The organism is Agaribacter marinus, from assembly GCF_030160655.1.
In the GTDB taxonomy this organism is placed as follows: Bacteria; Pseudomonadota; Gammaproteobacteria; order Enterobacterales; family Alteromonadaceae; genus Glaciecola; species Glaciecola marina.
This window is the reverse complement of sequence record NZ_BSOT01000012.1, coordinates 73,205-94,607: the sequence shown is the minus strand read 5'-3', so window position 1 is coordinate 94,607 and position 21,403 is coordinate 73,205. Positions and strand designations below refer to the sequence as shown.

Below are 21,403 nucleotides of genomic sequence, written 5' to 3'. Positions count from 1 at the left end.
TGTTTTCGAATAAAGGTAAACCAATAAAAAAGGGCAATAAAGCCCCTTTTCAAAATGGTCGTGAATTGTAAACTATTACTTTACGTCTCGCCAGTATTCTTTCTTAAGAAGTAAGGCGAAAACAAAGAATATTACGATAAAAATCAGTGCGCCACGGCCGATGCTTTCAGATTCTAAGCGAGACGGTTCACCTGAGTATTCCAGATAATTTACTAGATCACGCATCGCATCATCATATTCTTCAGGAGACAAAGCACCGTTACCATCTGATTCAACAGTAAATACTTCAGACTTTGTCATCTTGCCATCTACCATGATTTCTTTATATACCTTGCGCGGGGTTCCTTGCAAAGGCTCCAACACATGCGGCATACCAACATCAGGGAAAACAAGGTTATTTACACCGAACTTTTTGTCTTCGTCAACATAAAAAGTACGTAAGTACGTATACAGCCATTCAGGACCGCGCACACGAGCAACAAGCGTTAAATCGGGTGGCGGGCCACCAAACCATTTTGCAGCATCTTCGCCAGGCATTGGTGTGGTGATATAGTCTGATACTTTTTCACCCGTAAACTGCAAATATTCTTCGCCTAACTCTTCAGGAATCCCCAAATCGTTAAAAGTACGTTGATAACGTTGATACTGCATTTGGTGACAACCAAGGCAGTAGTTCATGAATATCTTCGCGCCATTTTGCAATGAAGGCTTGTCTTTTAGGTCGATATCTACGCTATCGAGAGGATAATTAGAACCTGCTGCAAACGTTACGCTCGGAACAAATAGTAATAATGCTAACCACTTCTTCATTTCGAAATCCTCGCAGGTACTGGTTTAGTTCGCTCACTCTTAGAATACAAGAACAAGGCAACGAAGAATGCAAAATACATTATGGTTGCGATTTGTGATGAGATGATTTTCCAGTTCTCTTGAGGCGTTCCACCTAAGTAACCAAGGAAAACAAATACAATGGCAAACACAATCAAGTTCACTTTATGCAGGCCGCTTCTGTATCTCCACGAACGTACGTTACTACGATCAACCCAAGGCAGCGCAAATAACACGCCAATAGCGGCAAACATCGTTAATACACCGAATAGTTTATCTGGGACGGCTTTCAAAATCGCATAAAACGGCGTGAAATACCAAACAGGGAATATATGCTCAGGGGTTTTGAGCGGGTTAGCAATTTCAAAATTAGGGTGTTCAAGGAACTTACCGCCCATTTCCGGCGCAAAGAAAAGAATGTAACAAAACACAAAGAGGAAGATGCTAAACGCTACAAGATCTTTAAGCACAATATGAGGGAAGAAAGGCACGATATCATCGGCAATATCATACTTACTAGTATAGTATTCGTGGATTTCATACTTAGTCTTGTCTTCTTCTGCAAGGCTACCTTTTTTATGCTTAATGTTTACACCATCCGGGTTATTTGACCCCACTTCATGTAAAGCGATGATATGCAAGAATACTAAGATAACAATGACTAACGGCAAGGCAATAACGTGCAGTGCAAAAAATCTGTTTAAGGTAGCGCCCGAAATAACGTAATCACCTTGAATCCAAATAACTAAATCCGGGCCAATGACTGGAATCGCACCAAACAATGACACGATTACTTGCGCTCCCCAATACGACATTTGTCCCCATGGAAGAACATAGCCCATGAAGGCCTCTGCCATAAGGGCAAGATAAATCAGCATACCGAATATCCACAGTAACTCACGCGGCTTTTGGTAAGAACCGTAAATCATCCCTCTGAACATATGCATATAGACAACTACAAAAAACGCAGATGCGCCTGTGCTGTGCATGTAACGTATTAACCAACCATAATCAACTTCACGCATGATGTATTCTACTGAGGCAAATGCTCGCTCAGCGGATGGTTCAAAGTTCATCGTTAACCAAATGCCAGTCACAATTTGGTTAACTAGTACTATCGTCGCTAAAAAGCCAAATACGTACCAGAAGTTCATGTTCTTTGGCGCAGGATATTGAATAGCGTGCATGTTTGCGACACGCATCATGGGTATACGCGCTTCAATCCAATTCAGAAATGCGTTCATTATGCATTCTCCCCATCAGAACCAATCAACAAAGTATTGTCATCAATAAAGTTATATGGAGGCACTTGCAAGTTTAATCCTGCTGGTACGTTTTGAAAAACACGACCAGCCATATCAAATTTTGAACCATGACAAGGACAGAAGAAGCCATCTTGAACGCCTTCAGCATATTGAGAAAATGCACCATTAGATAAGTGTTGAGGAGAACACCCTAAATGCGTACATATACCAACTAAAACCAAATACTCTTCTTTAATAGAGCGATACTGATTTTTGGCGTATTCGGGTTGTTGAGGGTTTTCTGAGCTTGGATCCTTAAGTTGGTCTTCATGTTTACCAAGCGCTTCAAGCATCGCAGCAGGGCGACGAACAATCCATACTGGCTTGCTTCGCCACATTACGCGAATAAGCTGACCGACTTGGATACCACTTATGTCGACTTCAACATCAGCACCAGCCGCTTTTGCTCTGGCACTTGGGTTCCAAGACGCAATGAAAGGTACTGCAGCATAACCAGCTCCAACGGCGCCTACAACTGACGTTGCAACAGTCAAAAACTTACGTCTATTACTGTTTTCTGGCACAGAAGGATCTTGGGCTGACTTATTCGCATCTACTGATACTTCACTCATCAACTGTTCTCCGAGAGTTGGGAAGGTATTTCAACCTGTAAAAATTTGGTAGTCATTAGGCGTTATCGGCAATTATTCGTAAATTCGAACTTTTAGCTGATCGGAACCAAAATCTACTAAATAAAAATTGTCGTGTATGGTAAAAGAAAACACCCAGTGAACACAAGGTTTTACTGTCAAAAACACAAGCTAGTTGTTGTTTTAAGTCAAGAAATCTGCACAGTGCGGATTTTTTATTCTTTATTTGAGCTTCTCACTCAAAAAATTTACGCAAATCAACCTCATTTTAGCCTGCGCATCTTTTCGAACAGCGATGGCTCCCATGGTCGCATCGCCAATAGCATACCGGTATGTTGCCTCTGTGCTAAAGGAAGTGATTGATCGTCGATGTTTAGCTGTGCGGCTTCTTTTGTCACCCGATTCAACTTGCGTTGGATAATCTCGATAGAATTTTGCGAATATCGCCCACGCAGGTAAAACCTAAATATCCAAGGTTCATTTTGTCGAGGAGCCATAAACTTTACCATGACTTCTTGTTCCATAAAGCGCTCTAGCCTGCCGCCTGGAATCCAACGAAAGTCCTGCGCAATTAAGGACCGATATCTGTTGTTGGGGAGTAAATCGATAATTCGCAGTTTATCGAGTTTAGCCATCAAGCGGATACACGCAAATTCATCAATATCGTAGTAATCAATAATTTCTTCAAACTTCCAACCATCCCGCACACATACCGCAACGAGCAGTAATTTGGGATTGTCGAGTAACTCTTGCTCTTGTGCGTCGGTCAGTTGACTCAGCTTTTCGAGACGCTCTTGCGCCATGATAAATAAATCGGATATTGCAATGTTTAAGTGCTCGCATATTGCTTCAAGCCTTGTCAGTGCGAAGTTTTGTGAAGCAAACATACGCTTTACATTGGCTTCGCTCATATCAAGCGCGTTGGCAAGCATTTTATAGGTAATACCTTCCGATTTAAGTAGTTGCTTTAAGGTAGTGATCAGGTTGTTGATTTGGCTCATGGGAGTATACAACGCTACAAAGTATATTATATATATACTTTAAAGCTAATATATTAATACATAATTTGCAATGGTTTACCTATTAAGTACTCAAGGATATTGTAGATCTCGAATACAAACCTAAGGAATCTACAATGAAATCATTCAAATCCATTGTTTTAGTAAGCAGCCTAGTATGTTCGATGAATACATTTGCTGATAGCGCAGCCTCTGAGCACAGTGTATTGGCAAGTAAACACTCAGCGCTTGCGAGTTCTCACGCTACTGCATCAACCCTAAAGGTTGCTAGTGCTGCCGTCGCGGTGCCACTAGTAATAGCAGGCTCAGCAAGTATTGCGGTTGGCAGTGCGATTAATGCGTCGGGAGACAAAGTATCAAAAACAATTGAAACCTTCGATAAACCGTTGGTCGTCACGCATACAGTGATAACAGCAGGGCCTCCACCCAATCAAGCGGTTAAGCATAAAAAATCGGTAGAAATCGTGACCAAAAAAACCGTGATTGAAAGCACGCAATAGCCTTTTAAACATACCGAGGATATAACCATGCAACCACGTATTCTACAATGCTTTGTCATTTGTATATTGCTTGCTAAGTTAGTTGTTATGCCTGTTTACGCGGGCAGCCAACAAACGTCTCAAAGCAGTTTTAGTGTAGAAGAAATAAAAACGCTCGCAAAAGGTAGCGAGCAATATGCCGCCATGCACGGCGCAAGAGCGTTTATTATTGCCAGAACAGGTCGCCCGGTCAAAGACTTACCCAAAGGGATTAAATTTACACATACGGCTATCGCTATTTACTCTGAAATAATAACAGATGACGGCAGCCGCGAATTTGGTTACGCCATTCACAACCTGTACCAAGAACCCAAAAATAAAACCCGTAGCTTTTTATTTGTTGACTACCCTATTGATTTTTTTTGGGGAGCCAAAGCGCTGCAAGCGGGGATTATCATTCCTAGTGACGAGATCCAGAGAGGATTAATAGCGATGGTTAGTCAAAACGAACATCTTCAGCTCCACAACCCACAGTATTCGGTGATTGCTAACCCGTACAATAACGTGTTTCAAAATTGCACAGAGTTTACGTTAAACATGCTAAACGCAGCGATTTACAACACGCTAGACATGCAGCAAATTAAGACAAATACACGTGCATATTTTGCGGCGCAAAAAGTAAATGTTAGCCCACTTAAACTCATGCTTGGGAGTATGTTTGCTGAGGATGTAAGCCGAAAAGATCATAGCGTCAGACCCAAAACAGCGACATTCATGAGCATATCAAACTACCTTGAACGTTTTGGCTTAATCAAGCACGCCGTCATTTTAGATAAACACCTAACTCCAAACAGTTTGCATTAATTAGCACGCAGACAAAACCTAACTTTTATTGAAAGGAAACCAGCATGACAACAAACAATAATATTCCAGCACCAACATTAGCGTTTAAATTATCATCTATCATTGCTTTGCTCGCAGGTACAGTTGCATATTGTATAGGGTTGTATAATGCAGAAATGGCGTTAAATGAAAAGGGTTACTACTTTGCTATTTTGTTTTACGGCTTGTTTGCCGCGGTGTCGGTTCAAAAGTCTGTAAGAGACAAGCAAGACAACATCGAAATATCACAGGTCTACTATTTAATTTCATGGATAAGTGTTGCCATTGCGCTCTCGCTACTCATCATCGGCTTGTACAATGCTGACTTACTATTAAGTGAAAAGGGATTTTACGGTATGGCATATACACTAAGCCTGTTTAGCAGCATCACTATTCAGAAAAATATTCGAGATAGCCAACTTGTCCAAAAAGATCTGTCAGAACTCAATAGTACGGACAATGAAGCCACAACTCTAGAATCATAATATGTAGTTGAATGCACACCGAGTTAACTATTCTCTCGTAATATTTAGTAACATTTATACCGCTGTTTTCATTGCAATAATTGGAAGTGTGTCAAAATGTGCATGTGTATTTGGTGGTCAATTTAGCTGATGTTTAATCTCAACTAAAACTGGACAAAAAAATGACAAATACACTGATAAAAAACACTAACTGGTATTACATGGGTTTAGCTTGCTGGTATTTAATAGGCGGCACTTATGGGCATGGTGTTCTTGGGCAAGATTTATTCACCGATGAAATATTGAATAATTCGCAGATAAACGTATTTATATCAAACTTTTCTGTGTGGCATATGCATACACTGCAAAATGCATTTTTCGGATTCTACTTTATTTATGCTGCACGCACGTCTAAGCTATTATTCACAATACATGCAGTTTGGTTAGCTGCTGGAATATCAGTCACTCGCCCGCTTGCCATTATTATTGGTATTCTTATCTACGCTCCACAAGATCTAATTTACGTGTCAGCACCGCTTGTTGCGAATGTTTTAACCTTAGTATTAATGTGGTTTGGCGTGCGTAAAGTAAAAAAAGATTTAGCCGCTAACTAAATCTCAATTGCAAATACCCAATGGTTTTTAGCATGTCCCTGTATTGTCCAATATAGTCAAGGATGATCAGGAGTCGAAATAAAAAAGCATAAAAAAACCCAGCAAATGCTGGGTTTTTGACATATAACTTGTAACGAACGTGAGTGCTTAACGTTTTGAGAACTGAGGACGCTTACGTGCTTTATGTAGACCAACTTTCTTACGTTCAACGCGACGTGCATCACGTGTAACAAAGCCTGCTTTACGAAGTGCAGGACGAAGACCTTCATCATATTCCATTAACGCTCTAGTGATACCGTGACGGATAGCACCAGCTTGACCAGAAATACCACCACCTTTAACAGTGACGTATAGGTCAAATTTTTCTAACATTTCAACAAGCTCTAGTGGCTGCTTCACGATCATTCGTGCAGTTTCGCGACCAAAAAACTCATCCAATGGACGTTTGTTTACAACAATGTTACCACTACCTGGACGTAAGAATACGCGAGCAGTAGAACTTTTGCGACGACCTGTGCCGTAATACTGAGATTCTGCCATGTTACTCGCTCCTTATATATCCAATACTTGTGGTTGTTGCGCTTGATGCGTGTGCTCTGGACCAGCAAAAACTTTCATTTTGCGGAACATTTCACGACCTAAAGGACCTTTAGGCAGCATACCTTTAACCGCTTTTTCAAGTACCATTTCTGGCTTCTTCTCGATAAGCTTTTCAAACGTTGCTTCTTTCAAGCCACCTGGGTAACCAGAGTGAGCGTAATAAATTTTACCTTTCGCTTTATTACCCGTTACTTGAATTTTTTCAGCATTAACAACAACAATGTAATCCCCAGTATCAACATGAGGAGTGTACTCTGGCTTATGCTTTCCACGTAGTCTGCTTGCAATTTCTGCAGCCAAACGACCTAAAGTTTTGTTCGCAGCGTCAACTACGTACCAGTCGCGTTCTACGCTTTCTGGTTTTGCAACAAAAGTTTTCATTAAATAATCACCCGAAAATTAAAATTTCACCAATAATATCAACAACCTAGCCCCTTCGAGCCTGTTGATAAACCACCGTTCCCAACGATGGTCGTAACTGGGCAGGTCGCGAATTATACAGAAAACCTCGGAAAATCAAAGTTTTTTGTGATTTAGTTTTGTACAAATACGCATATCACTCTAGCAAATAACACTATTCGTCAAAGCTTTTTGCTTGCTCCCAAAATGCATCTAGTGCTGCAAGGTTCTCGGTCGCTAATTTTACACCTTCAATTGCTGCTGTTTTACACACGTATTCAAAACGCTTTTCAAACTTTTTGTTGGTTAAGGCTAATGCTTGTTCTGGGTCTATATTTAAATGCCTTGCAATATTAAGTATGGCAAAAAATAAATCACCGAATTCTTGCTTAGAATGCATTTTGTCACCAGAGGCAAGTGCTTCTTTTAGCTCATCTAATTCTTCGGTTACTTTTTCAAAGACTGGCGTTACATCAGGCCAGTCGAAGCCCAATTGCGCAGCCTTGGATTGTTGCGTTAATGCGCGAGATATTTCAGTTGATTTATTCATGCTTACTTACTTTAATCAGTTCTTCAATATATTAGCGTTAAAACTGATTGATGCATATTGTGATTTTTTTATTAACTGGTTAATTGTGGCGAAAGTAAGCTGTATGAAAACGAGCAGCATCTAAGCAATATCGCCCGCGCGCTATCAGCGTTTATTTTCTAAGCTACCTGTACGGCAGTGAACATATGAGAAGATTTATCTCTCTTCTTGTGACATTTCTAAGCTGCCTGTACGGCAGTGAACACCACGGTTTGACCGCCCGATGCGGTGCTAGCTTTCTAAGCTGCCTGTACGGCAGTGAACCCTTCAATGTTAGCACTGGTGAGCAGTATAGATTTCTAAGCTGCCTGTACGGCAGTGAACGGCGGCGCACACATCCGTTTTTTACAGTTAACTTTCTAAGCTGCCTGTACGGCAGTGAACCCTCGAAGGTTCCGCGTTCGGTAAATCCATTCTTTCTAAGCTGCCTGTACGGCAGTGAACCTGTTAGTGATTTTAGTTTGGCGACTTCAACATTTCTAAGCTGCCTTTACGGCAGTGAACAAGTCTCGCATTGCTGACCACAAAGCTGAAGATTTCTAAGCTGCCTTTACGGCAGTGAACAACCACGGCCACCCGAGCCGCCGCCTCCTGTCTTTCTAAGCTGCCTTTACGGCAGTGAACAACGTAGCGAGAGGCATGGCGGACATAGTGACTTTCTAAGCTGCCTTTACGGCAGTGAACTATTTATTTACTTTAAAAATCAAAAGCCTGAATTTCTAAGCTGCCTTTACGGCAGTGAACTGGAAGTCTCCAAGCAGTTGACGCTACATGGTTTTCTAAGCTGCCTTTACGGCAGTGAACAACTTGGCAGTATTGGTTTTATGATTATAGCTTTTCTAAGCTGCCTTTACGGCAGTGAACCGCCCAACAATGTTCCAAGTGCGTCAGCGATATTTCTAAGCTGCCTTTACGGCAGTGAACAGGTTCACTTATCACCCTATGGGTCAACGATATTTCTAAGCTGCCTTTACGGCAGTGAACGAGTGGATTGACTTCACTATATCAAACTGGAATTTCTAAGCTGCCTTTACGGCAGTGAACAAACCCTGACTATTCAAAAGTATTTATACAAATTTCTAAGCTGCCTTTACGGCAGTGAACCGATATAGTGCAGATATTAGCGAGAGTGGCGCTTTCTAAGCTGCCTTTACGGCAGTGAACAGCGCTGGGTTTAGATATATTTTACAACTCAGTTTCTAAGCTGCCTTTACGGCAGTGAACTAGAGAGCTTGCAAATGTTTATAAATTCCTAGGTTTCTAAGCTGCCTTTACGGCAGTGAACGTATTCTGCACATGCAAGTTAAGTTCGCCTTCTTTCTAAGCTGCCTTTACGGCAGTGAACGATACGCTGTTAGAGTATCCGTTTTCTGGCAATTTCTAAGCTGCCTTTACGGCAGTGAACATCGCGTTTTTCATACTCCAGATTGTACTGAATTTCTAAGCTGCCTTTACGGCAGTGAACTTTATCCAGTAGCCATATTACTTGCATATGTATTTCTAAGCTGCCTTTACGGCAGTGAACTCATATGCGCACTGCGCCAGCGGCAAGTTACATTTCTAAGCTGCCTTTACGGCAGTGAACAGGACGACCTAGACACGCTGTTTCACTTGAACTTTCTAAGCTGCCTTTACGGCAGTGAACAATAGAATATTATCAAAAAAATAAGCTACAACAACCCTTTAAGACAAATTATTGGATTTTACCCAAATTTTTAGACGCTTCGTAAGTTGTTGTATTTAAATATATATTTTTAAAGAGCAAATTTTGGGTATTTACTATAAGGTTCGCGCAAATAGCAGTTTAGCCATATCTAAATCAAAACTATTATATAAATAACAAAGTACAGTTTTTGTCTGATGGACTTGATATTAATAGGTAGCTACGTAGCAAAACTACCAATATATAAAACAACACCACTATTACGCACTTAAATAAAGAACCAAATTAAATCTTAACTCGACTCTTTTTACCTAAGACGAAGTTTAAAACCAAGGGATGGTAGCTGTTTTACTTAAACCAAAACTATCAAATATACCTTGTGTCGGTTTAGTCAGAATTTCAGAAAACTCAATAAAAATTCTTCTGTTTTGCTGAGTTGAGCCACTAAACATATCAAGATAAGGATTATCAAAACCTTGACTTAACATTTTTATCTTGTAATTTTTAATACCTGCTTCATCAATGTTTCCCCTAGCAATCAAACGCTTTAGCTTAGCGTTACTCATATTGCTGCGCTTTTGGCTTACGATTCGGTAATTTACTTTTTCAGGTATTTTTAAGATTTCACTCATCTTGCAGTATTCGGATAAACCGCCTAGCCAAGCTTGTCCTTGCAAATCGTTTAATAAACTTTGTTCGCCATGAATACGAAAGAGATTACCGAGCTTGAGATTAACCAAAGGAAAACTGATCCCGATTTGATTGGTATTTAAATTAACCAAGGCTTTGTGAAATTTGGTGAATACTTTACTGCTAAGTTCCGCCTCACGCATTTCAGCATCAGGTTTTAAAATGAGATCAATGTAATAGTCCATTTACCCTCCTACACTCTAATTTTAGAAACGTAAGCTAAACCTTTTTTACCTAGGTAAAAGCTTGAAACACCAGCGCAATCAATTAAATGGGCAATCTCGTTGGCCTTTTCTCTATCAACGTTAATCTCGATTTCCAACACCCCACTGGCCTTTGTCATTAGATGTTTTGTTTTACCTTCACCTTTCACAAATTCTTCAAAAATATAAGGGTTACCCCATATTTTCTTCTTTTCACCTGTTGTAAAGCGTCCCATAAAATCTTTTTTTGTAAAACCGTTATTAGATATGCCACTGATTCCACCCGCTTTTGTTTTGGCCGATGCAATATCATATTTGCTACTCAATCTGTCCAACTGTAAATATAAAGCAGAGCAATAGAGGCTACTTTGCAACAGTAAGCCTTTAGCGTTTAAGCCCTTATATTTTTCAAATTTTTGAGACAAATGCTGGTATACCTTATTAGCTTCACCAGCGTTTTCAATCGGTTTTAGCTTGTTAATTTCCTCTAACCTGTCAGAAATTAACAATGGTTCCCACTTTGCAGTAGGAAACTCCACTTTTTTCCTTAGAACAAATGAAAACAAACTGGGTAAATCTAACCCCAAAACTCCCCAAAACTCTTGCGTATAATCCGAGCTAAAAATCGCGTCATTAGTTTTTATGGCGCCTGTATAAGAGTTTTGATCGGTACTACCAGAAACATTTCTTATATATGTCATTTCATGATTAATTGCTTTTGGCTTGTCATTAAAAGAAACGACCTGCTCTATCTCTCGAAAGTAATATTCTTCCTCTAGTCTTGATTGATATAACTTACGTTGATCACCTATTAGTCGATTCAAAACCCCCATTACCGTATTAAGTGTTATTTCTCTTTTGATAAAGTTTTCTGGCTTACCCAGACTTCTCATTGAGCCAATAAATTTTCTACCACCTTTGGGCAGTTGTTCATTATTAGTACCATCCATAAACGAGTTTCGCCACGATGCTTCGTATTCAATTTCGATACGCATAGCGCCTCCTTATTTAGCGTAAAAATAAGCTGCAAATTCAGATTGTGGTTCTTCAGAAATTTCACTCTCGTCTCGCTTAATACGCATCATTTTTGAGCTGTCGTTAAAGTCAACGATAACTTCATCAACATACATATAGGATTTAGCTTGACGAATAGTTAACTCTTTAATTAGGTTTAAGGCATGTTCGACAAGGATCGCCATTGCATCGTTATTTAACAAAATGCCGTTTTCACCTTCCTCAAAAATTGTTCCTTTACGCACATAATTTGAATGGAAAACCGCTTGTGGGTTTAAGTTAGGGTTTAAAGATTTGATATAGTTTTGGATTGATAGGGCTACCTGTTCACCTTCTCCTTCCGTAATCTCCATCGCTTGACGGTCAAATTTTTTGTCTAGTGATATAAATTGTAATTGTTCAATACTGATCGAGCCGTAAGAGATATATTGAGTATCACCAAAAGTAGTTTTAGAGAAAAATGAAGAACTATCACGTTCGCCCGCCTGACCAAATTGTTCAAAATTGCCATTACCAAGTTGGTCAACAAAATCTTCCAAAAGCAAAGGGCTAGTACGTTTATTTTGGCTAGATGGCACTACATATCCGCGAATTAGCCCTGTTTCAGAAGCCAGAACTTGTCCAACATTTGTTTTCTTGGCGTAGTGCAAATCAAATGCTTGAGCACGAAATAGGTGATGTCGAATGCAATTTTGACTGATATAAAGTGGGTTCTCTTTAAAATTGATATCTGTAGGTTCCTTACGATATTTATATCCCGATCCCTCCTTAACTCTGCCTGTCAGGTTTGTATACCCACGTAATTTAGGCAACGTATGGTTATCAACAGTAGTACCCGTCTCTTGTGCTAAATTGGTTGGCCCATTCCAATTCACTACGCCATGCCCTAACGCCGTGATTTTAAAATCTACACTTTTAATTCCCGTTACTTTTTCCATGATTCATTCCTCATCTTCTGCCGTTGTATTAATTTGTTTTAGCGACATTGCGCCTATGGGTTGTTTATCACACACCATGTAATAAATGGCATGAGAATGTCTCGCTGACTCGCCGCCTACGGTGACTAAGTCTGGGGAGGTATAACTTAAATAAATAGGTAATTCAGGATCACGAGCTTGGTTTAGAAGTAAATTATCGTTGTATGGTTTAACGCCGCCCATTACGTTGTGATGTTTCTTAAACATATGGTTCAGTAGATTTTGGTCGCTCTTACCATAACCAGTTACTGCTGAAACCGATAAGGTTAGGTTATCAACGTCGGTACTATCGTCCAACGGCATAGTGTAAGCGTATTGGTCGATAAATTCTGGTTGGTTTACAGCTGTTAAATCACAAACCGCGAGTTGCACAAAGCGATTATCACCACGTAATGAATTTTTGCTCACTTTAGCGCGGGTTTTATCGGCTGCTTTAATGCGGGGTATTACAATAGGGTCTAATACTTTGGCATTGATGGTTTGCACGCTTTGGTTAAGCGCAGCCAACAAATCACTCTCAATTAATTTTTTGTAGGTGTCATTTCTTTGAAATTGCTTCTCATATAACTCATAAATTTCAGGCAAGGTAAATTCATTATCACCCATATGTTCAATTAAGCATTGATACCAAGCTCGGGTTGAACTTAACGAATACATTTTAGATAAAAAGCGAGATGCTGGGCTGCTTCCCTTAGGCTTAGAAATCATTTCAGGAATTGCTAAGCAGTAAATATTAGTTTGAGTGTTTTTGCCAAAACGGTCTAAGCGCCCTAACCTCTGTAAAGTATTTTCTGCACTGCTGATTTCAGCCACCATATAATTGCAACTGATGTTCAATGATGCCTGAACAATCGGGCCACTGCGCAGCACGTCATACTTGTTTGTACCGTGTTGTCTAAAGCTCTCAAAAACCTCATCAAAGTATTTTTGTTTGTCGCTTTTAATAAATTTAGAGTGAAGCAATACTGAATTTTCTTGCTGATTATTGATAAAACTATTTTGCGCAGTCAATGCCATATTGCTGATGACAAAGGTATTGCCTTTTTGTGTCGCAAATAGTGGGTTTTCTGCTGTCAAAACCGACTCATCAAAAAGTTTAAATTCAAACTGATATTTGCTTGGGTTAAATGACGACATCGCAATAATGTCTTCTCTGTCGATATCCAGAAGTTGTTGGCAATATACGTAATGCGGGGTGGCGGAGACTAACAATATATTGGAGTTTAGCTCTTGTAGTTTTTTACATTCCACCAATTCGGCAAACAACAAGTTGAATGCTGGCATATTGATGTATTCGTGAAACTCATCAAACACCACATGAGCATTTAAATAATCAATTAGTGTATTTGCTTTGGTGTGGCTAATCACTGCGCCAAGTAGTTGATCGATAGTGGTAATAACAATATCGCCAGAAAAATATTGCTCTTCAGTGATGGCACTGCCCCATTGATCGTGAAATTTAAATTCACCCGTGTTTATTTCAATGGTTGAATTAGGCAAATATTGCTCTGAGGTTAATTCGGTAAATATTCCTTGGCACACCTGCACTCTAGGACACACCCAAATAATTTGTTTAGCTTCTTTGATTAACGCCCACTCAAGCGCGATTTTGGTTTTACCGCAACCAGCAGCACCAGCTAATACAGCAACATTAGGTGTTTTTGATAGTTTATTGGCGATTTCAGATTGTTTAGTTGTACGATCACTTGGAGGAAAATTTTTAACATTTTTAAGGCATTGAGTGATTTCGCTAACCAGAGCTGAATCAACTTGAAGGACGTCCTCAACCACTTGGTTGAGTGTTTTATCCACTATTGCTTGATGCAATTCGTTGGCTGACATTCCCGAAACTAAACGATCAGCTGTGATCACGCACGAGCGCGTGATGTTGTTGAACGCATTGATAGCAATAGCTTTTCTGTAGCCTTCAATCTGATTTTCTGTTTCATAAAATTTATAGTCTGGTAATTTCGGCGCATCAGGTAATTTATCTGCATTCTGCTCAATCTCACCATCCAAATAGCTTTGTGAAATAACCGATTTATCAATTTCGCGATATTTATAATCAATTCCTATTACTTGCTTAAGTAACTTTTGAGCTTGCAATGCCAATTCGTCTAAGCTTTCTGCTTTAATATTTGCCGTTAGCTTTTTAGCGATTAAATGGTAGGTGTCAAAATCGCTCTGTTTTTTGCGATAGGGCTTAGCATGGTGCCAATAGATTGCATGGCGAATTGTTCGTTTATTGTATTCATTTACAAATTTTAACGACGGTGAATCTAGTAAATAGTAAAGCAGTAAAGAAACCTCGTTATGCCGAGGGTGCTTATCAAAACTAAATTTATTATTAATATGTTGCCCGTCATCCGCTTGGTAATTTTGTTGTTTAGGGTTGGTTACCCATTTCTGAAATTCCGGTTCTAACTTACCAAGGTCGTGCATAACGCCAGCAACGAATTGAACGGCGCCAAAATTTGCTTCTTTGTTAGGAAACAAAGCTTTATATAGTGCTTCTGCGACATACCCTACCGCGAATAAATGCTCAGACAATAGCTGTAAATGCGTATTTGCGTATAAAACATCTTTTTTCGGTTTACCAGTTGTTACATCCATAATGACCTCGTTATTTGTATAATTCACCGCCACAACCCCTTCACTATTGAACTTCCGTTTATTCCCCACCACCCACAAAAACTGACTTCTGCTACGAGAACGAATCCAATGGCAACTCACTGCAGTGCTTTTACTCGCGGTTTGCCTAAGCATCTTTTTTACGGTGATCAAACCGTCTTCAGTAATAAGGGTTTGCCATGTGTTGTCACCAATACGATTAGCAAATGCATCAAGTACTCTGCGGGTTTTCTTGAGGGCATTTTTTTCGCATTGAGATACAAAGGTCACCATCATAGTGAACGGCCTTCTAATGCAATTTTCTTCACGTGCTCAAACATAAAATCCAACGACTTGTGATCAGTAAAGGCTTGTAATATTTGTTGCCTAAACTCTTGTTCCGTTGCATTTTCTTTTGCACAAACAAATGCCCATGGGAGTACCACTGCATCTTTTATGAGATCTGCAACGTCAAATACTAGTGCGCCGCGCCGAGTTTTCCCGTGCATCACGGCAAAGCCATGAGGAATACCCAGTACCCATAAGGTACAGGCAGCTAAGCCATAGGCTAAGTAATTGCCATGATTTAAAAAATCATTTGCTTTGTCGTCTACTTGTTTTGTCGAACCTTGATGTTGGCGTTTAAAATCATCTGTGCCGGTATTATTTGCAGCAAACTTATACAAGGTCTTGGTGAGTTGAGCTTCAGTCAGTAACAAATCAGATGGCTTTTTAGCAGCTTCAGTGCGCGCATTAAACCGTGTTAAGGCAGTCTGAATCGCCTTATCTTCAACAATGAACCCCTCGCCTTTAAGGTTTTTATCTTTACTCCAAACCGACGTTAAGTATTCGATCCGCGCTTTTTGGAACCTTTTGCCTGCTGCTAGTCTTTTGTCATCATCAAACCAAAACTGCATCCACCCATGTAAATATTCAGTAGGGCGGTATTCACTTTGCGGTGAAAACCATTCTATTGCGTGTTCAACGTCATTTGCCATATACAGAGGCGTACCGCCACCGCCGCAAAAACCCACCAGTACACCTGCTTGGCTTAACATCCGCATAGCCGCTTGTGTAATTGAGGTGCCGTTACCTAAAAGTATCACTGTGGTATTTGCAATGGGGATGTTGTAGTAGAGGTTCTCCTTATCAGCATCAGACAAGTACAATACTCTGCCGTCCTTTTGCATAACGCGGCAATATTCAAGATAAAACATATTCGCTCGTTTTGAGTGAAGTATCGATTTAAGATCTGATGGTGAAAAGTCTTTCAAGGCACTCACTTCCTTTTGCCAATTACTAAATTGTTATGGTTACAATATGTATAATTTTTGAGCTTGCCTATACCTGAAATTTAACCAGTAAACTTTATTTACTGGTTTGCTTGCCCAGCGCTGTTTACGTATTGAATAACCAATGTTGTACGTCCTTTTTGTTGGCTAGCACGAGTTGTTGCGCCTCAGGAAATGCATCATGAAATTTGATATTGACTTGCATTTCCTGCAATACATACTGTGCTAAAGCGGCTCGACTAGTTACTCGCAATTTTCCGTCATTCATTTGATATTCACGTTCGATAACTGCTTTTTGCTGCTTGCTTAGTCTACTGTCAGCTTGCAATATCAAATCAATATCAGTGTTCCACGCGCGATCTTGATCTATGCTATATGTTGCGCTTGTTAATAATTCGGGAACACCAACAAACCTGCTTAAAACAAAATCTCTAAATGATTTGTTTTTCTCGTCATAAGCGCGTAGATGCCATCGCAAGTCGGTTCGAACAAAAATAAAAGGCTGAATAACTCTTCCCTCATTATTGGGGTTTGCTAGCGATATATAGTCGACTTCTACTCGTAGTTTGCGTCTAATCGCTTGTACCAATGCTCTTATAACATCAGGCGAAACCCACCTTTCAGGAATGTTTAATCCAGTATGGGTCATTGAGGAATTCTTTTTACTGGTTGAGAGAGTGTATTCTATGTCTAACCAAGACAGATACTCACTCACTTCTGCGCTTATGTAATTGGCGGTGAAGTGAGTGGATGTTCGATAAGCTTTCGCGCTTTTGTCATATATTAAACAATCAGGATGTAATGCTTGATAGTTGCTAAGGTACTTTTTTGCCTGCGTTCGACTTATATTGAAATAATCGGCAACATGAGAGCTGTTTACTTCTCCCTGCCAATAAGCGAGCATCTCAATGAAAAAAAAACGTCTATCCATAACGCATTAATCTAATTCTATACTTTAGTTTATAGTTACACGTTTTATTGATTAAAACTAGACAATTCCCTTATATTCAACTTATCGATGTACTTAATCTATCTTAACAACAATCCGTCTTTATCCTTAATTCTAAGATATAATATGCAGCTCTCGCCGCAGCGTTAAGTGTATCTCGTCGAGTGATAACTTTTAGAGTAATTAAATGCAATACCAAATTAACGACTATTTGTTCAATGACGAAACCTTAATGCTTTTTAAGGATGGCGACGTTCTTCGCTTTCGCGCAAATGAAGCCAAACTATTGGTTTTTTTCTTAAAAAACTCCGACAAGGTTGTCAGTAAAGAAGTCATATTAGATGAGGTTTGGGCTGGCAAAGTAGTCTCTGAACAAGTCGTATTTCAAAACATTAGTCATTTACGGTCACTGTTTGGCAACTCAGCAATTAAAACATACTCTAAAAAGGGCTATCAGTGGCAGTTAGCATTTAAAGAAACCTTGGACGCTGCGCCAACTCCTCCACCTGTAAATAGCCCAAACGAAACTGGACAACGCCCCTCATACGCAAAACGAAACAAGATTAAATTAGGACTTAGTCGGTGGTTGTTTGGTGGATTAGTACTAGGGACAGTGTTAGTTGTTTCCAGCATCTTATTTTTCAATAAAGCGCAAGATACAGGGCATCAAGCCGCTCCAAGTGTTTCGGTGTTACCAATCTCAATAGCGACAGAAAGCAAAAATGGGAATAAAAACCAGCTTAGCAAAAAAGCACATAGTGCTATTTGGCAGCAGCTCATAGACCAAGGTAATTATCACGCTGTCAGTCTCCCAGCAGACAATGGATACGCTGATATATTTTCGGTTCCGCGAAAGTATTACCAAGACATTACCGAAGCAGAACAAAGTGATTATTTACTAGCGATGTCGGTAGGCAATCGCGGCAGCATATATTTCGTGCGCTATATGCTTATTGGCAAACAGTCTTTTTGGCATGAAGAGTTAGAAGCCGTATCGACAGAAAGGCTCAATGAAAAGCTGATAAGTCACCTAAATCAAGTTGTTCAGTCGAAGATACTCGACATTGAGGTTAGCGATCACATAAAAATCACCGAAAAACTCACAGCACTCTATAAGAAATCCCCTGATGATCTTATTGTTTTATATCGACTTATCCGCAATCACAGTGAAAACGGTGAACCAAACAAGGCCCTACTGTTAGCTGAGGAGCTACTCAGCAAGTCGCTAAACATTAACAACAAAACATCTGAAGCTATCGCTTATCTTCAACAGGCGTTGTCATATATTCAACTAAAACAAACCTCAAAAGCACAAACTCTGCTAGAAAAAGCGAAGTTAATCTTTATCGACCAAGGCAATTACCACAGTTTAGTTGCCGTTGATCACGCATATGTAGGCATTGCTTTTACAAACAACTTTGATTACCAAGAGATAAAGGCCGCATATTTGTCTGCTATTGAAAACTCACGAAAAGCACAAAATCCCATTCAGGAGTTTAAAGACACAATTCTCTTATCTCATATTGCTGGCAATTTGCACTATAAAGACGACCAACAACTTTACTTACGCCAAGCTAAGCATGTACTTATTCAATCTCAAATGCCTAGAGAATACTCCGCAGTCTACTTCCTTTATGCAGGAAAGCATGCCGACGACTCCGTGTTAGCCGAGCAACATTTCCGTCGCACCTTGGACATACTGCCAGAAGGGCATGCATGGCCTGAACGCGAAGAAGCGCGAGAAGCACTTGTTAAGCTATTTATCACACAACAACGCTTTCCTGACGCCGTTGTTCTATTTGAGCACATATCCGGTAAAACGCCAGCGCAAGAGCTGAGCTTGGCCTCCATTTATGCAGCAAGTCAATATTGGTTCAAAGCAGAAGAACAAGGTTTGCTAGCGTTCAAAGCATCTTCACTAAATAACCAATATCGAATAGCGCTTAACAGTGCTCTTCTCTTAGCCGAAATCTATCATCAGCAAAACAAACTTGAGAATAAGTTCTACTATATTGAATTTATCAAGAACAACCATAAATCGGAGCCTTTCTGGGTAAATTATAACGCAGAAAGACTAAGCAAATTAGGCATTGAGTTGGAAAGACAAAATGAACTGTAAACAAAGCTAGCAAAAATACAACGAAAGCTCAGTGTTTTATGTGTTGTTAAATAGGACTAATTTTATAAAGCACATGCTCTTTTAAGTGCGCTAACTCCACTTTGGGATGTATAAAGTTTTTCATTGTGTTCGTCATGCCTATCCGCTCCATTACTTTAATAGACTTAATATTAGTCTTTACTGCAAACGAAACAATTTCGTTAAGAGCTAGCTGTTTAAATCCATAAGCCAGACAACCTTTTGCAGCTTCGCTTGCGTAGCCTTGCCCCCAATAATCCTTTTTAAAGCGCCACCCAATTTCTACGCTGGGCGCAAACGGTAATTCACTGTCGATCTTGTTTAAGCCGGCTAATCCAATAAACTTTTTACTTTGTTTTTCTTCACATGACCAAAAGCAAAAACCGTTTTTTTCGTTGAGGCTTTTTATCCGTTGAATTACCCTGTCGCACTCAATTGTTGATAGCGTACTTGGGAAGAATTTCATAACATCCGCGTCAGCAGACAGCTGATAAAAATCAAGTTTATCTTTGTCTAGCCATTCCCTAACAACTAATCTATCTGTTTCAAAAATTACCATGCTAATCCTGTGTAGCAACTTAAAATATAATCTGGGCATACAAGCTATTTAGAACGACGCGTACAAGATTACAAGTCCAATAAAGCACGATGAGCTTCTTTGTAAGCTTGCCTTTTACGTAAACGCTCAACATACGCTATCACTTTAGCAGAAGCATCGAGTGTTCCAAACCTTACTAATGAATCCAATAATCCACCAAATACAATATCAGCGGCAGAGAACCTCTCACCCAATGCCCAAGCGGCTTCTGGGGTCATTGATTCTATCGTTGAAATTACGCGAGAAGTATCACCCCACCCAGCGGTAGCTGGATTTGGGTGTTCAAATCCCGACACAGCTAACGTTAGTGCTGGCTCAAGTGTATTTCCGGTAACAAACATATAGCGATAGTAGATTCCTCTAACGCTAGATTGCATGTCAGGGGCAAGTTTTTTTTCTGGGTATTTGTCTGCAAGGTATGCACAAATAGCAGCAACTTCAGTAATAACATTTGTATCATCCACTAGTGCAGGTACTTTCCCCATCGGATTAATTTCCCGTAGCGCTATTAGTTCGGGGGTGACGCGCGTTAAATCTATAGAAATTTGCTCATATTTGATATCGAGTTCTTTCAACATCCAATCTGTTAGTGCGGCTCTGCTCATAGGGTTGTAATAGTGCTTCATGACTTATTGCTCCTTGTTTTCATGTAAAAATTTAAATTGTGCAATTGCGGTTTAATCGCATCAATGAACCTCGAAGGCAGAAGTGTATGGATAATCATGCCAAGTAATGGCATATTAAAATTATGCTAAAAACAAACTATAAAGATCGCACTGAACGGCGAAATCGCCTTATTGGATTACTCCGCTCTGAAGGGCATTGGAAAACGTCCGACTTACGGGAGCATTTGGGTATTAGTCAAAGGACATTAATGCGAGAGCTTGCTGAATTAAAAGATGCGGGGTATCCAATTGAGTCTGACAGAGGTCGCGGAGGGGGTATCCGTTTAGATGGAAGATGGGGAATTGAGCGTTTGGCGCTAAACCACAAGGAAGTCATAGAATTAATACTTTCGCTCGCAATAATGGAGTCGCTAAAGCTACCGATGTTGAGCAGCAACCTTACATCCATTAGGCAAAAGCTATTTCAAGCATTCCCATTTAACCAGCGTAATCATGTAAGCAACATTCGCAAGCGTATTCTGATAAACAAGCAGGCGCAGAATACTGGCATGTATTGCTCAAATAACCGCGTGCAAAACATCTCCGAAAGTTTTGCAGAGTCTTTTTTTCGCCAGCGTTGTTTGAACATTACATATCGCTCTGACTCTGGTAACGTTACTAAACGAAAAATAGAAGCACACTTTTTAATGCTCAGTTGGCCGATATGGTACATTGTCGCCTGGGATCATCTAAAAGCATCACCCAGAATATTCCGCATGGACAGAATCGAAAGCGCTTTCGTCAACGACGCTCACTTTACGCTGCGCCCAGAGCTACTCGCCAACGACCGTTATGCGTCTTTTTTTGCAACTATTTAAATAGTGTTACTGTAAACTG

At 40.0% G+C, this 21,403-nt stretch carries 21 protein-coding genes and 1 CRISPR repeat array; of the genes, 6 read left to right on the top strand and 15 right to left on the bottom strand.

The annotated features are described in order from the left end of the window. Positions 1–75 precede the first annotated feature (75 nt). The 4 genes from QQK00_RS18425 to QQK00_RS18410 form a co-directional block, all read right to left on the bottom strand. Positions 76–810: a cytochrome c1 gene (locus tag QQK00_RS18425; protein WP_284219162.1), complete on the bottom strand. Its 735-nt coding sequence runs from the start codon at positions 808–810 to the stop codon at positions 76–78. Next, the gene (locus QQK00_RS18420) at positions 807–2,072 is read right to left on the bottom strand and encodes a cytochrome b (protein ID WP_284219161.1); all 1,266 of its coding nucleotides are present in this window, start codon (positions 2,070–2,072) and stop codon (positions 807–809) included. The genes QQK00_RS18425 and QQK00_RS18420 overlap by 4 nt, the downstream gene beginning before the upstream one ends. Next, complete coding sequence (gene petA, locus QQK00_RS18415) at positions 2,072–2,704, bottom strand: ubiquinol-cytochrome c reductase iron-sulfur subunit (RefSeq protein ID WP_284219160.1); 633 nt, start codon at positions 2,702–2,704, stop codon at positions 2,072–2,074. The genes QQK00_RS18420 and petA overlap by 1 nt, the downstream gene beginning before the upstream one ends. 281 nt (positions 2,705–2,985) lie before the next feature. Next, positions 2,986–3,723: a helix-turn-helix domain-containing protein gene (locus tag QQK00_RS18410; RefSeq protein WP_284219159.1), complete on the bottom strand. Its 738-nt coding sequence runs from the start codon at positions 3,721–3,723 to the stop codon at positions 2,986–2,988. Between the two features lie 134 nt (positions 3,724–3,857). On the opposite strand from QQK00_RS18410, the gene QQK00_RS18405 reads away from it, so the two are divergent. From QQK00_RS18405 to QQK00_RS18390, 4 genes are all read left to right on the top strand, one after another. Continuing rightward, a complete protein-coding gene (locus tag QQK00_RS18405; RefSeq protein ID WP_284219158.1) occupies positions 3,858–4,241 on the top strand; it encodes a hypothetical protein in 384 nt (127 codons plus the stop codon). 27 nt (positions 4,242–4,268) lie between these two features. Further along, positions 4,269–5,084 (top strand): DUF2145 domain-containing protein, encoded by an 816-nt coding sequence (locus QQK00_RS18400; protein ID WP_284219157.1) that lies wholly within the window; start codon positions 4,269–4,271, stop codon positions 5,082–5,084. A gap of 44 nt (positions 5,085–5,128) precedes the next feature. Further along, positions 5,129–5,587 carry an inner membrane protein YiaA gene (gene yiaA / locus QQK00_RS18395; protein ID WP_284219156.1) on the top strand — a complete coding sequence of 153 codons (459 nt, stop codon included), beginning with the start codon at positions 5,129–5,131 and terminating at the stop codon, positions 5,585–5,587. A gap of 161 nt (positions 5,588–5,748) precedes the next feature. Next, positions 5,749–6,180, top strand: a complete 432-nt coding sequence (locus tag QQK00_RS18390; protein WP_284219155.1) for a hypothetical protein — start codon at positions 5,749–5,751, stop codon at positions 6,178–6,180. Positions 6,181–6,327: 147 nt separating this feature from the next. Here the strand turns inward: QQK00_RS18390 and rpsI are convergent, their stop codons facing one another. The 9 genes from rpsI to QQK00_RS18345 form a co-directional block, all read right to left on the bottom strand. After that, positions 6,328–6,720: a 30S ribosomal protein S9 gene (gene rpsI, locus QQK00_RS18385; RefSeq protein ID WP_284219154.1), complete on the bottom strand. Its 393-nt coding sequence runs from the start codon at positions 6,718–6,720 to the stop codon at positions 6,328–6,330. A 12-nt stretch (positions 6,721–6,732) separates the two neighbouring features. Beyond that, complete coding sequence (rplM, locus tag QQK00_RS18380; RefSeq protein WP_284219153.1) at positions 6,733–7,161, bottom strand: 50S ribosomal protein L13; 429 nt, start codon at positions 7,159–7,161, stop codon at positions 6,733–6,735. A gap of 193 nt (positions 7,162–7,354) precedes the next feature. Continuing rightward, positions 7,355–7,729 carry a MazG nucleotide pyrophosphohydrolase domain-containing protein gene (locus tag QQK00_RS18375; protein WP_284219152.1) on the bottom strand — a complete coding sequence of 125 codons (375 nt, stop codon included), beginning with the start codon at positions 7,727–7,729 and terminating at the stop codon, positions 7,355–7,357. Positions 7,730–7,884: 155 nt separating this feature from the next. Next, positions 7,885–9,413: direct repeats of the CRISPR family, unit length 28 nt; unit sequence TTTCTAAGCTGCCTTTACGGCAGTGAAC. Positions 9,414–9,754: 341 nt separating this feature from the next. Then, positions 9,755–10,306 (bottom strand): type I-F CRISPR-associated endoribonuclease Cas6/Csy4, encoded by a 552-nt coding sequence (gene cas6f, locus QQK00_RS18370; RefSeq protein WP_284219151.1) that lies wholly within the window; start codon positions 10,304–10,306, stop codon positions 9,755–9,757. 8 nt (positions 10,307–10,314) lie between these two features. Continuing rightward, positions 10,315–11,319, bottom strand: a complete 1,005-nt coding sequence (gene cas5fv, locus QQK00_RS18365) for a type I-Fv CRISPR-associated protein Cas5fv (RefSeq protein WP_284219150.1) — start codon at positions 11,317–11,319, stop codon at positions 10,315–10,317. A gap of 9 nt (positions 11,320–11,328) precedes the next feature. Continuing rightward, complete coding sequence (cas7fv, locus tag QQK00_RS18360) at positions 11,329–12,276, bottom strand: type I-Fv CRISPR-associated protein Cas7fv (protein WP_284219149.1); 948 nt, start codon at positions 12,274–12,276, stop codon at positions 11,329–11,331. Positions 12,277–12,279: 3 nt separating this feature from the next. Further along, positions 12,280–15,222, bottom strand: coding sequence for a CRISPR-associated endonuclease Cas3'' (locus QQK00_RS18355; RefSeq protein ID WP_284219148.1), 2,943 nt, complete (start codon positions 15,220–15,222; stop codon positions 12,280–12,282). Continuing rightward, on the bottom strand, positions 15,219–16,199 hold the full coding sequence (gene cas1f / locus QQK00_RS18350) for a type I-F CRISPR-associated endonuclease Cas1f (protein WP_284219147.1): 981 nt from the start codon (positions 16,197–16,199) through the stop codon (positions 15,219–15,221). The genes QQK00_RS18355 and cas1f overlap by 4 nt, the downstream gene beginning before the upstream one ends. 124 nt (positions 16,200–16,323) lie before the next feature. After that, positions 16,324–17,148 (bottom strand): BrxR family helix-turn-helix transcriptional regulator, encoded by an 825-nt coding sequence (locus QQK00_RS18345; protein WP_284219146.1) that lies wholly within the window; start codon positions 17,146–17,148, stop codon positions 16,324–16,326. A gap of 205 nt (positions 17,149–17,353) precedes the next feature. Here QQK00_RS18345 and QQK00_RS18340 point away from each other — a divergent pair, with 205 nt between their 5' ends. Then, positions 17,354–19,285 carry a winged helix-turn-helix domain-containing protein gene (locus QQK00_RS18340; protein WP_284219145.1) on the top strand — a complete coding sequence of 644 codons (1,932 nt, stop codon included), beginning with the start codon at positions 17,354–17,356 and terminating at the stop codon, positions 19,283–19,285. Positions 19,286–19,331: 46 nt separating this feature from the next. Here QQK00_RS18340 and QQK00_RS18335 read toward each other — a convergent pair whose 3' ends face one another. Continuing rightward, on the bottom strand, positions 19,332–19,862 hold the full coding sequence (locus QQK00_RS18335; RefSeq protein WP_284219144.1) for a GNAT family N-acetyltransferase: 531 nt from the start codon (positions 19,860–19,862) through the stop codon (positions 19,332–19,334). Positions 19,863–19,930: 68 nt separating this feature from the next. Continuing rightward, a complete protein-coding gene (locus QQK00_RS18330; protein WP_284219143.1) occupies positions 19,931–20,527 on the bottom strand; it encodes a glutathione S-transferase family protein in 597 nt (198 codons plus the stop codon). A gap of 122 nt (positions 20,528–20,649) precedes the next feature. Between QQK00_RS18330 and QQK00_RS18325 the strand changes: the two genes are divergently transcribed. Further along, entirely contained in the window at positions 20,650–21,384 is a 735-nt protein-coding gene (locus QQK00_RS18325; RefSeq protein ID WP_284219142.1) for a helix-turn-helix transcriptional regulator, read from the top strand. The last annotated feature ends 19 nt before the right edge of the window (positions 21,385–21,403 follow it).